The 12,954-nt window shown below is 37.8% G+C and carries 8 protein-coding genes; 6 read left to right on the plus strand and 2 right to left on the minus strand.

Features of this window, described 5'->3' with window-relative positions:
- Nucleotides 1-738: 738 nt before the first annotated feature.
- The gene (bshC, locus tag ACEXOE_RS15600; protein WP_394749767.1) at nt 739-2,346 is read right to left on the minus strand and encodes a bacillithiol biosynthesis cysteine-adding enzyme BshC; all 1,608 of its coding nucleotides are present in this window, start codon (nt 2,344-2,346) and stop codon (nt 739-741) included.
- Between the two features lie 196 nt (nt 2,347-2,542).
- Here bshC and ACEXOE_RS15605 point away from each other — a divergent pair, with 196 nt between their 5' ends.
- The 6 genes from ACEXOE_RS15605 to ACEXOE_RS15630 all read left to right on the plus strand — a co-directional run bounded on the left by ACEXOE_RS15605 (nt 2,543) and on the right by ACEXOE_RS15630 (nt 10,679).
- Nucleotides 2,543-4,999 (plus strand): M14 family metallopeptidase, encoded by a 2,457-nt coding sequence (locus tag ACEXOE_RS15605; protein WP_394749768.1) that lies wholly within the window; start codon nt 2,543-2,545, stop codon nt 4,997-4,999.
- A gap of 196 nt (nt 5,000-5,195) precedes the next feature.
- Nucleotides 5,196-5,819, plus strand: a complete 624-nt coding sequence (locus ACEXOE_RS15610) for a hypothetical protein (protein ID WP_394749769.1) — start codon at nt 5,196-5,198, stop codon at nt 5,817-5,819.
- Between the two features lie 94 nt (nt 5,820-5,913).
- Nucleotides 5,914-6,654, plus strand: coding sequence for a 23S rRNA pseudouridine(2604) synthase RluF (gene rluF, locus ACEXOE_RS15615; protein ID WP_394749770.1), 741 nt, complete (start codon nt 5,914-5,916; stop codon nt 6,652-6,654).
- A gap of 135 nt (nt 6,655-6,789) precedes the next feature.
- Nucleotides 6,790-8,121 (plus strand): carboxypeptidase-like regulatory domain-containing protein, encoded by a 1,332-nt coding sequence (locus tag ACEXOE_RS15620; RefSeq protein WP_394749771.1) that lies wholly within the window; start codon nt 6,790-6,792, stop codon nt 8,119-8,121.
- 298 nt (nt 8,122-8,419) lie between these two features.
- Nucleotides 8,420-9,589, plus strand: coding sequence for a type III secretion system chaperone family protein (locus ACEXOE_RS15625; protein WP_394749772.1), 1,170 nt, complete (start codon nt 8,420-8,422; stop codon nt 9,587-9,589).
- A 16-nt stretch (nt 9,590-9,605) separates the two neighbouring features.
- Entirely contained in the window at nt 9,606-10,679 is a 1,074-nt protein-coding gene (locus tag ACEXOE_RS15630) for a trypsin-like peptidase domain-containing protein (protein WP_394749773.1), read from the plus strand.
- A gap of 72 nt (nt 10,680-10,751) precedes the next feature.
- On the opposite strand, the gene ACEXOE_RS15635 is transcribed toward ACEXOE_RS15630, so the two are convergent.
- Entirely contained in the window at nt 10,752-12,953 is a 2,202-nt protein-coding gene (locus ACEXOE_RS15635) for a RecQ family ATP-dependent DNA helicase (RefSeq protein WP_394749774.1), read from the minus strand.
- Nucleotide 12,954: the final 1 nt, after the last annotated feature.

Below are 12,954 nucleotides of genomic sequence, written 5' to 3' on the forward strand. Positions count from 1 at the left end.
AAATAACCAAACCAAACTTACAAAATTATGAAACTCTAGTATTCTAAAGTGTTCCCTCTTATAGTCGAACGTTTTTTGGATTACTTACAAAAAATCTTTTTTAAAACGAAGAAAGTCTGGGAACCACCCCAGACTTTAAATTTTATTCCCGGGAACCACCCCGGAAAAATAACCAAACCAAACTTACAAAATTATGAAACTCTAGTATTCTAAAGTGTTCCCTCTTATAGTCGAACGTTTTTTGATTACTTACAAAAAATCTTTTTTAAACGAAGAAAGTCTGGGAACCACCCCAGACTTTAAAATTTATATTCCGACGAGCAATCGGAATTACAAACATAAAACTCAAATAATCACAGCAATTTTTTATTCGAACTAACTCAATCAAATTAAATAAAGCCTGGTAACCACCCCAGGCTTTAAAATAAAATCAATTAAACCAAACACATAAACTTATTAAAATTTTTCATAGCGATTTATTCCCTAAGTCTAATTTCTCAATCAATTTATTATAAAACAATTCAAAGGAAGAATACCCTACCTGAATTCTAAAAATATTTTCAAAAATGTATAAAAAGAATGCTAAAATTCGATTCAAAAAACAATAAAACACTGATAAACAATTAACTAAAAGATAATTAAAGAACACTTTTTCTTTAAAAAAAATTAATTTTTATGCAAGCTGTTAACGCGTATAAAGAAATGTCATAAGAATATAGTACTCATGATCATAACGCTTTACTGAAGTTTTAAAATAGTAAATTGACCCGCTAGCGGTTTTAAAGACGATAGTAGTTGGGGAATTAAATTTTCGCCATATTCTAAATAAAGTTCAGAAAAATTTTGGTTCCTTTCCTGCAAAGATTGCCCGGGAAAAAGTTCATTTTGTAAATCCGTAATACGAACAACCTGATCCTTTAGTTTCCGCTTTTGTGCTTTAAGCAAGCGTTTTTCTAAATGGTCCAATCCCTTTTTTTGTTTCACCTCTTGTGCTTTTACAGCGCCGAGAAAGGAAGCATCTGTTTGTTCTGCCAATTCATGAAGAGCAGCAAACTGTTCTTCCAATACTTTTTTCTGGGGTGCGAAATCAATATTGATATTGGAAATTTGCCTAATCTTTTTATTGATAAAACTGTTTTGTTTTAAAAAAAGATCGGCAGGAGTGATATGGAGTTTCTCTAATTTTTGAAATTGCTTTTCACTAATCGCCAAGACCGAATTCCGGAGCAATAGCATTGGAAACGGAACTCCCATGAGTTCAAAAGATGCCTTTAATTCCAACCAATAAGCCAATTCTCCACCACCCCCAATATAACATAGGTTGGGCAATATGACTTCTTGATACAAAGGCCTTGCAATTACATTGGGGGAAAAACGTTCCGGATAGCGCTCCAATTCTTCCAACAATGCCTTTTCGGTAAAACGAATGTCCGTACCATTGATATAAAATCCATTTTCGTCGGCAACAATACGCTCCCTGATATCTCCCGTTCCCAAATAGAAATAATTAATTTCCCTGGGGTTTACCTGTATATTGTATTTTTCCGGAAGTGCTGCAATCTTATGTATCGTGTTGGATACCGCCTTAAAAGAGGAATTTTCCAGAATATCTCTTTTGGCATAGGGAATCAACTGTTTTTTCAAAGCATGATCATCTCCATCTACAATCACCAAACCATGGGTTCCAAATAGCGCATTGGCCAAATACCTAGTAGCAGCAGTAAGATTGTCGTGCTCTAAATAGGCTTTGCCAAACCATTCTTTTAAGGTATTCGCGTTAATGCTACCCCCTAATTCTTGCGCAAAAGCTGTATACACGATATCAAGACCCTTAGTATCTAAATGACCAACAGCCCCTGTTGCCTCTTTATTCCATTGAATCTTCTTTCCTGTGTAATTAAAATAATTAATCTCTTCAAAGTCGTGATCCTCGGTGGCCATCCAATATATCGGCACAAAATTATACGCGGGATAAGCTTCTTTTAATTCCTTGGTAAGATTAATGGTAGATATGATTTTATATAAGAAATATAGCGGACCTGTAAATAAATTCAATTGATGCCCTGTAACCACTGTAAAGGTCTTCTCTTCTTTCAAGGAATTGATATGAGCTGCGGTTGCTTTAGAGATGACGGTGTCCTTATATTGCGCTTCTAAGCAGTCATGGAGTACTTTTCTACTTTCTTTGGAAAAAGAAGCCCCCTTTTCTTCTAATTGTTCCTTAAAATTCTCAAGATTCGGATACCTATTATAAAAGGAGCGGAGATGTGTTTTCTCTTCAACATAATCACATATAAGTTTCGAAAAATAACCAGTTTCCTGAAAAGGGATATATTTAATGCTCATGCTTTTTCTAAAAATACGGGTAAAGATAAAACTCTAGTGACTGCCAATTCCTAAAAATACGTTAAGAAGTTGGAAATAGCACGAAATCAATCCATCAAATTCATCTGGTAAAACACCTAAAAGCCGATGCAATATAATGATCTGTAATTTCATGAATTATTGTTAGCTTTGGCACATTCGATTTAAATACCCATTTATGAAAAAAATTCTACTTCCGTTTTTCGTATTGTATTCCTTTTCTTTAGTCGCTCAAAATATAAAATCTCCCTCGGAATTTTTGGGATATGAATTGGGTACTGAATTTACAAGGCATCATCAGGTCGTGGACTACTATGAATATCTCGCCGAAGTAGCATCGGATCGTCTTCATCTTCAAGAATATGGAAAAACCAACGAAAGAAGAACGCTAATGCTGGCCTTTCTAAGTTCAGCTCAGAATATGCAGAACCTGGAAGAAATTCGCAAGGATCATTTTAAAAATACAAAAGGTGAAGGAAGTGCTACTAAAGCCATTGTGTGGTTAAGCTATAATGTACATGGGAATGAAAGTGTAAGTACCGAAGCTTCCATGAGAACCGTTTATGAATTATTGACCAGTAAAAGTAAGTATTTAGACAATACGGTAGTCATTATAGACCCCTGTATTAATCCAGATGGTCGGGATAGGTATGTGAATTGGTACAACCAGTACAAGAACACTCCAAATACTCTAGACCCCAACAGCAAGGAACACCATGAAGGTTGGTGGACGGGACGATCTAACCATTATATGTTTGATCTGAATCGTGATTGGGCCTGGTTGACACAAGTAGAAAGTCAACAACGCCTAAGACAATACAATAAATGGTTACCCCATGTACATGTCGATTTCCATGAACAAGGCGTAGATAACCCCTACTTCTTTGCCCCTGCTGCAGAGCCTTATCATGAGGTGGTAAGTAGTTTTCAACGCGATTTTCAAAACACCATAGGTAAAAACCATGCAAAATATTTTGACCGCAATGGATGGTTGTACTTTACGAAAGAAGTATTTGATCTTTTTTACCCAAGTTATGGAGATACCTACCCCACTTATAACGGGGCTATAGGAATGACCTATGAGCAAGGAGGAAGTGGCCGAGCGGGATTGGCCATTACCACAAGCCTAGGGGATACTTTGACTTTAAACGATCGGTTGTTGCACCATCATACAACGGGACTATCCACTATTGAAGTTGCCTCCAACAATGCCGTAAAACTCAATGAGGAGTTTAAAAAATTTCACGCCACAAAAAATTATAAATACAAGAGTTATGTCCTTAACGGCAACGCCGATCGTATTAGCGCTTTGACTGCATTATTGGATCAGCATGAAATCGAATACGGCAATGCAAAAAATGGAACCGTAAAAGGTTACCGTTATAGTACGGGAAAATATGGAAGTACCAAAACAAGCTCCTCGAGTTTGGTTGTATCTACCAATCAAATCAAAGGAACTTTAGTGAAGGTCTTATTTGAACCCAGTGCCAAATTAAGTGATTCCCTCACCTATGATATCACGGCTTGGTCTTTACCGTATGCGTATGGTTTGGATGCCACGGCCTCCGAAAACTTGGTCAATACTGAAGCTTATACTGCTCCGGCCTCTATAAATTCCTCAAGCTTGAAAGGAGATGCCTATGCCTATATAACAGATTGGAACAGTATGGAAGATGCTCGCTTTCTTTCCGATTTGCTTAAAGAAAAAATAAGGGTGCGCTATGCCCAAAAACCATTCACTTTAGAGGGTAAAAATCATGAAAGAGGGAGTTTGATCATTACGAAAATCGACAATAAAAACCATTCGGACTTTCTAGGCACTTTAACCAAAGTGGTTTCAAAACATCCATTGAAAAAGTTATATCCTACAAATACTGGTTTTGTTGAAAAGGGAAAGGATTTTGGTTCTGGATCTGTAAATGTTATTCCGCAAGTCAAGGTGGCCGTGCTTTCTGCCAACGCTGCCTCTACACTGCGATTTGGGGAAGTCTGGCACTTTTTTGAGAAACAACTACATTATCCGGTGACCATTTTGGACAGTTCTTATTTCTCATGGGTAGATCTATCCAAATATGATGTTCTTATACTGCCGGACGGCCGATACAATCGTTTTTTAGATGCTTCCCGCTTAAAAGAATTAAAAGCCTGGGTTAGAAAAGGAGGAAAACTTATTGCTATGGGAGGGGCTATTAAAGGACTTGATGGCGATAAAGGCTTTGGAATCAAAGAAAAAACACAAGAAAAAAATGCCGCAAAAAATAAAGTATTGCCCCATCAAAATACGCAAAGAGAACGTGTGAAGAATTTTATTACCGGCGCAATCTTTAAAACAAAAGTAGACCATACCCATCCTTTGGCCTTCGGATATAAGGATACTTATTTTAGCTTAAAATTAGGAAGTGACGCCTATGACTATCTGAATCGTGGTACTGTGGCCTTTATTGAAAATACTACAGATCCCATTACAGGTTTTGCCGGTAGTGAAGCTAAAAAGAAAATGAAAAACACTTTAGTATTTGGTGTTGAAGACTACGGCAGTGGTAGTGTTATCTATATGGTGGACAATCCGCTCTTTCGAGGTTTTTGGGAAAATGGAAAGTTATTTTTTGCCAACGCCCTCTTTATGGTGAATTAAGGAGTATACTTGCCTTAAAATGTTGCTACGACGATGTATTTGATGCGAACATCGATTATTTCGGTCGAAACAGGCCGGCATGGTAGCTTCCTTCTATATTTGTAGATGGCCCCTAAATCATGACATTGGTGCAGGAACACTACTCATGTGATGAACACTTTATTTTTGGTCTTGATATTAACGGAAAGTTGAAGCTATGAAAATGTATCTCAAATTGGGTATTGTACTCTGTTTTTTTTCACAAATTGTACACGCCCAAGAAAAACCCATCAAAGTAATTGAAGAAAAGATTCCCAATAGGATCGCCTTATATGCGCTGAATGAAACCGATACCGACTATGATGTTAAAATAGAAATTAAAGGCGTAAATATTAGACAGAGTAAGGCTAAGCCCCGTTTTATCAGAGTCCCGGCTACTTCCAAGGTACATCTCAAAACCATTATCCCAATTCGGGGCAAAAAGCATTCCTATACCTATACCCTTAATGTTAATGATAGCCTCTCTAGACGAGCTCTGAGAAAACCCTTTACTATTGTTAAAGTGCCACCGAGAAAAATAAAACCGAAAAGACCAATTACTTTATATGTAACGGAAAATTGTATGGGCTGTGATAGTATTATTGCACCTCTAACACGGAATAATTATATTTTCATAGCCCATTATCTTAAGGAAAAACCAGAAATACGCAAACAGTTGAGCAGGTCTTTTCCAAACACTCCTTTGGATTCCATTAAAAAGCCCATTGTTAATTTGGGCGGACGTTTGTATACCTGGATAGCCAATTACGAGGAATTGTTAGAGGAACTCAACAAAGAGTAGTCCAGGCCTCCTTTTCCCAATTTTAAATGTGTATTCCTCTTGAAGGAATATACCTTCTATTTTGTACATTGCCGATTGAAAATTCAGGAGATAAATGAAAGCAGGACCATCTACTAGAATCAATAAATATTTAAGTGAAGTAGGTTATTGTTCCCGAAGGGCAGCGGACAAACTCATTGAACAAGGCAGAGTGACCATTAATGGAAAAGTACCGGAAATGGGGACTAAAATTGTAGCCGGAGATGAAGTTTGCGTAGATGGAAAGCGTATTTCCAAAAGTCATGAAAAGTTGGTTTACCTAGCCTTTCACAAACCTGTGGGAATTGTTTGTACTACAGATACCAGAGTGGAAAAGGATAATATTATTGATTTTATCAATTACCCTAAACGAATATTTCCTATTGGCCGCCTGGATAAACCCAGTGAAGGACTTATTTTTTTAACGAATGATGGGGATATCGTCAACAAGATCTTAAGGGCAAGAAACAATCATGAAAAGGAATATATCGTAACCGTCAATAGACCAATTACCCCCTCTTTCATCCAACGTATGGGCAATGGTATTCCTATTCTGGATACTGTTACCCGAAAATGTAAAGTTACTCAACTGGGCAAATATCAATTCAAAATTATACTCACACAGGGGTTAAATCGACAGATTCGAAGAATGTGTGAGTATCTAGAATATAAAGTCACCAAATTAAAACGCGTACGGATCATGAACGTTGCACTGGATATTCCTGTAGGAAAGTGGCGCGACCTTAGTACTGAGGAACTCCAAGAAATCAACCGTTTGGTGGATACTTCTTCCAAAACCCATGATGGCGGCATTTAACTGGACCGAAGACTATAAAATAAGGGATAAGTAGCAATTTATAAACATATTTTTAACGTTTCATTGCTTAAAAAAGCGTTAATTTTGCTAAATTAAGCTATAAAAGAAAATTTAAAATTTATTCAACTACTCATCATGATACAAAAAATCATATCATATCGTAAAAAATTTCTTACTACCGCTCTTGTTCTAGTGACCTTTCTGAGCGCCTCTCCGGAGAGTTTTGCCGCAGTGGCATTCCAGGATATCCAACAAGCGGAAAACAACTTTAATCAGTACGACGGTAAAGTTGTGGATAGTCAATCCAAGAAGGCTTTGGTTTTTGCCTCTATTTCTATTGATGGCACCAATATCAGTACAGTAACCAATACGGAAGGGGATTTTACCTTAAAAGTTCCTAAAAATATTACTACGGGTACGGTGTCCGTATCTTTCTTAGGATACAAGAGCAAATCTATTTCCCTTTCGGATTTAAAGAATAAAAAGAATCGTATTTCATTGGATATTTCCGTAACCGAATTGTCGGAAGTGAATATTTCTATTCCAAGAAGTGCAGAGGCCCTAGTAATGGAAACCTTGGCAAAGAAAGGGGATAACTATTTTGATGATCATACGGTAATGACAGCCTTCTACCGAGAAACGATAAAAAGAAGAAGAAGAAATGTATCGTTATCCGAGGCTGTGGTCAATATCTACAAAACACCTTACACCTCTAAGAGGAGAGATGCGGTAAAACTATACAAAGCAAGAAAGAGTACGGACTATAGCAGATTGGATACCGTTGCCTTAAAATTGCAAGGAGGCCCTTTCAACGCACTGTTTGTAGACATCATTAAATATCCACAATATATTTTTGCCAAAGAAACTATTGGCGACTATTCCTTTACTTTTGACCGTTCCACGCAAATTGATGGAAAACTGATCTATGTAATCAATTTTAAACAAAAGAAAGGTGTTTTCTATCCACTATATCATGGGAAATTATATATTGATGCCGATAAGAAAATATTGACCAGTGCCATTTATTCCTTGAATGTCACAGATAGAGATGAAGCTAGTAAACTCTTCGTACGCAAAAAACCGAGCAATGCCTCTGTTTATCCTACTGAAGTGGCCTATCGTGTGGATTATCGCGAAAAGGATGGCAGATGGTATTACAGTTATAGCAATGTACAATTGGAGTTCAAAATCAATTGGGATAAAAAATTATTCAATTCGGTCTATCGCATGACCTGTGAAATGGCGGTAACAGATTGGGAAAAGAATTTAGATCAAGAGCGCTTGAAATCCAAAGAACGTATAAGGTCCTCTATTATCCTTAGCGATGAAGCCATTGGTTTTGCCGATCCAAATTTTTGGGGAGAGTACAATATCATTGAGCCAGAAAAGTCTATCGAATCTGCCATCAAGAAAATACAGCGTCAGATGCGAAGAGCCAATAGAGCAAGTGGCAATTCAAAACCTTAAGAAAGGTATAGTAATCTCATGTAAATCGGCTGGTCTTCAGCCGATTTTTTTTTGCTTTATGTTTTTTCACTATTCCTCTTGCTCCCTTTAGTGGCATATCCCCCCATTTTCAGGGACAGAAGCTTTCGCTGAAAGCAGGCGTTCCCCATATCTTCAATACTAAGATATTTGTGGTGTACAACTTTTTAGGGTAAAGCGAAACTATTCGAAAATAAATGCTACGAATACCCGTTGTAAATTATATTTTTATGCTATAAATTAAGCCCTTGGATATAGAAACACAAACAAAAAACAATAGATGAAAAATGTATTGCCAAAATTTCAACGACCATTAAAGAGCACTCATGAGCCTATGACCAACGTCGTACATTGGGACAAAGCCATGGATGCCTATGACAATAAAGCGTATAGAACGGCCCTAATAGAGACCATAAATTATATGAATCCAACGCTTTTATCTGGAATAGATACCAGCGGAAATATTTCTATTGTACAGTCCCAGGGATCTGCAGAAATTCAGGTAGACATTTCGGACACCACTTTTTCGGTAAAAGCTCCTTTTTTGAAAGTTACGGATGCGACCAACAAGGTGGCCCTATTTCGGAAAATTACCGAAGTAAACTTTAATCCGTTGACACTGGCCCAAATACATTTAAAAGAAGATACCCTTTGGTTTGGTTATGATACGCCCATTAGCATGTGTCAACCCTATAAGGTATATGATGTTCTGCGTGAAATTTGTGTTTATGCCGATGATTATGATGATGAATTCGTTGAAAAATACAAGGCGGATTTCTTCAAGGAATCCGGGGCTACTCCCTTAACAAATGAAGAAAGTGAGAAAGTTTGGCAACAAATAGACAGCATACGCAATGAATATAAAGCATACAGTGCCTTTTTTAAGGAGAAACGTTGGGATGCCTTTCAATGGGACATTATTGTGATTTCCATTCTTAAAATTGTAAATATGCCTTATGTGCATGGCACCTTAAGAACAGACATTCAGGAATATGTACACAATATGTTCAATGGCAATATTGATTTTAATCACAGGATCGATAAAGGCACCAATTTTATGCAAAAATTATGTGCTAAAAGCAAAGAGGACATCATGAAGGATATTTATCATGCAGAGGCATTTATTTCCCTGAAATGGCGAAGTTCCGTTAAGATTCTTCAAGATGATGCAAAAAATAGAGAAAACACTGTAAATAAGTACCTTAACGATGGAGACAATTTCTCTCTTTGTTATTTTTTACAATATTCGTTCCTATATACGCTCTATAACTATAATGTGGAAGATGTGCACCAAAATGCCATCTACGATGTTCTCGAAGAGGTATCGGGTATGGAGACTCCTGCAGCCGCAAGAAAATTGACCAAAGTATATCATGATTTCTTAAACGGTACCACAAAAACAACAGGCAGTAAAGGAAAAAAGGGACTCTTCGCTAAACTCTTCGGTTAATCTAAAGACAAACATCATGGAAAACATACAGAAATCAGTATTTAAAATTATTACGGCATCGGGCACAGGAAGTGGATTTACCATTAGTGGTCACGATCATATTATCACCAATTATCACGTTATTAAAGGCGAAAAAATAGTTGCCGTTGAAGATTATAAGAAAGACCGATATGTAGCCCAAGTAGTCATGGTAAATCCTACTGTTGATTTGGCATTCTTGCATATTGATGGGTTTAAGAATACTGAAAATCATATTACCGTAGATAGGGATTTGGTAGTAACCAATACCCAAAAAGTCTATATTAACGGTTATCCATTTGGTATGCCCTATACCATAACCGAAGGTATTGTTTCTGCCACTAGTCAACCTATGGGCGGCAGACACTATATTCAGACTGATGCCGCTGTGAACCCTGGAAACTCTGGAGGGCCAATGCTCAATGAAGCTGGTGTTGTGGTTGGGGTAACAACTTCAAAGTTTACGGAAGCCGACAATGTTGGTTTTGGAATAAAACATTCCGATCTGATCAAAGAAATAGCAGACTATAGTTTTACAGATACTATGTATCGCGTAAAATGTAATTCTTGTGACAGTTATATGGAACAAGAAACAGAATTCTGTACCAACTGTGGTAATGATATCGATATTTCGGTGTTTGAAGAGTTTGAAAAATCGCATTTTGCGAATTTTGTAGAAGGTGCTTTGACCGAATTGGGCATGAATCCAGTTTTGGGGAGAGCCGGTAGGGATTTCTGGGAATTCCACCAAGGTAGTGCGTTGATCCGCATATTTGTTTTTAAACGAGACTATCTTGTAGCCACCTCCCCTATGAACAAACTACCCAAACAAAATTTACAAGAATTAATGCAGTATCTGTTGCAAGATAATGTAAACCCTTATTACTTGGGTGTTCATGAAAATAAAATTTTCCTGTCTTATCGTACGCACCTATCCGATATTTTCACAGATCATGCGGATGCTATAAAAGAACACATCAAAAATTTAGCTTTAAAAGCGGATGACTTGGATAATTTTTTCATGGATACTTATGGATGCGAAATGTCCATAGAAGCTAAAGCGGAGTCTTAACAGGCTCCTAGATAGTACAAAAAAAGCGGGACCGAAGTATTCAGTCCTGCTTTTCTTTTCTATGCTGTTTCTTTAATTTGCCACCTCACTAATGAATTTTAAGCGATACAGGCGCAGTTCTTCATCTTCATAATCTCCATCAAATTCCTTAAGCGCCTCTTCTACATCGTCTGTTTCCGCTTCTAAAAAATATTCATGTATTTCTTCTTGTTGGTCTTCATCCAATACTTCATCAATCCAATATCCTAAATTTAGTCGAGTACCACTATAAACGATCTGCTCCATTTCTTTAATCAATGCCGGAAGCTCTATTCCCTTTGCAGCGGCAATATCGTCCAATGGAAGTTTTCTATCCACATTTTGAATAATATATAATTTTAAGGCAGAATTTGCTCCGGTACTTTTTACCACCAAATCATCTGGTCTAATAATTTCATTTTCCTCTACATAAGCGGCAATCATATCTACAAAAGATTTCCCGTATTTCCTAGCCTTGCCATCACCTACTCCATGAATATTCACTAACTCTGGCATAGAAATTGGGTATTTCAACGCCATATCATGCAAAGAGGGGTCTTGGAAAACCACAAAAGGCGGCACGCCAAGTTTATTGGCTTCGGCCTTCCGAAGATCCTTAAGAAGGCGCAGCAACTTTTCATCCGCTACCCCTCCATTTGCTTTTGCAGCACTTACAATGGCATCATCAGTAGCCTTGTTATATACATGATCTTTGGTCATCATAAACGAGGCGGGAGCTTCTAAAAAGGCTTTTCCTTGCGCTGTGACCCGTAAAATGCCATACTGCTCTATTTCTTTGCGCAATAAGCCTGCCACCAACGTCTGTCGTACTAAGGCCATCCAAAAACTTTCATCCTGGTCCGAGCCAATTCCAAAAAAGGGTTTCTCGTCAGTTTTATGCGAAGATATCAAAGCGTTCACCTGACCGGTAAGGGTTTTTACAATCTCCTTGGATTTAAATTTCTCCTTGGTTCCCTGAACAACTTGAATCAATTTTATGACACTATCCTTGGCTTCCCGTTTTTCTTTAGGGTTTCTGGTATTATCATCCATATCGGCCCCTGCTCCGTTGACCTCATCGAAATCCTCCCCAAAATAATGCAGAATAAATTTTCTTCTGGAAATAGAGGTTTCCGCAAAGGCTACGATCTCCTGCAACAGCGCATTGCCAATTTCCTGCTCTGCAACAGGTTTACCAGACATAAATTTTTCTAATTTCTCTACATCCTTATAAGAGTAAAAGGCTAAGCAATGTCCTTCTCCTCCATCCCTTCCCGCACGTCCGGTCTCTTGGTAATAGCTTTCGATGCTCTTAGGAATATCATGGTGGATTACATAGCGTACATCGGGCTTATCTATACCCATACCAAAAGCAATGGTCGCCACAACCACATCCACATCTTCCATAAGGAACATATCTTGATATTTGGACCTGGTCTTGGCGTCAAAACCTGCGTGATAGGGCACCGCACTTACACCATTGACCTGAAGTACTTGAGCTAATTCTTCTACACGTTTTCTGCTCAAACAATAAATGATTCCAGATTTGTTTTGATTTTGTTTTACAAAACGAATGATATCCGCATCCACATTTTGAGTCTTGGGCCGCACTTCATAAAACAAATTGGGCCTATTAAAAGAAGCTTTGAATAATTTGGCATCCGTTATGCCCAAATTCTTTACAATATCTTCCTGTACTTTTGGAGTTGCCGTGGCAGTAAGACCTATGATACAGATGTCTTGGCCCAAACGCCCTACTATTGATTTTAAGTTGCGGTATTCAGGTCTAAAATCATGTCCCCATTCCGAAATACAATGCGCTTCGTCCACAGCCACAAAAGAAATTTTAACGGTCTGTAAAAAATCCACATACTCTTCTTTAGTCAAGGATTCAGGAGCTACATATAACAATTTGGTAATCCCTGCGGTAATATCACTTTTTACTTGTTTGATTTCGGTTTTTGTAAGAGAGGAATTCAATACATGGGCGACCCCGGTTTCTGAAGAAATACCCCTTATGGCGTCTACCTGATTCTTCATCAAAGCAATTAAAGGGGAGACTACTATTGCCGTTCCCTCCTGCATCAGCGCTGGAAGTTGATAACAGAGGGATTTTCCCCCTCCGGTCGGCATGATCACAAATGTATTTTTCTTTTGCAGGATGTTTTTGATGACTCCCTCTTGAAGTCCTTTGAATTTAGAAAACCCAAAATACTTCTTAAGAGAAGCATGTAAATCAGTCTCGCTCAAACCCATA

Source organism: Spongiimicrobium salis (assembly GCF_043678055.1).
GTDB classification, from domain to species: Bacteria; Bacteroidota; Bacteroidia; order Flavobacteriales; family Flavobacteriaceae; genus Spongiimicrobium; species Spongiimicrobium salis.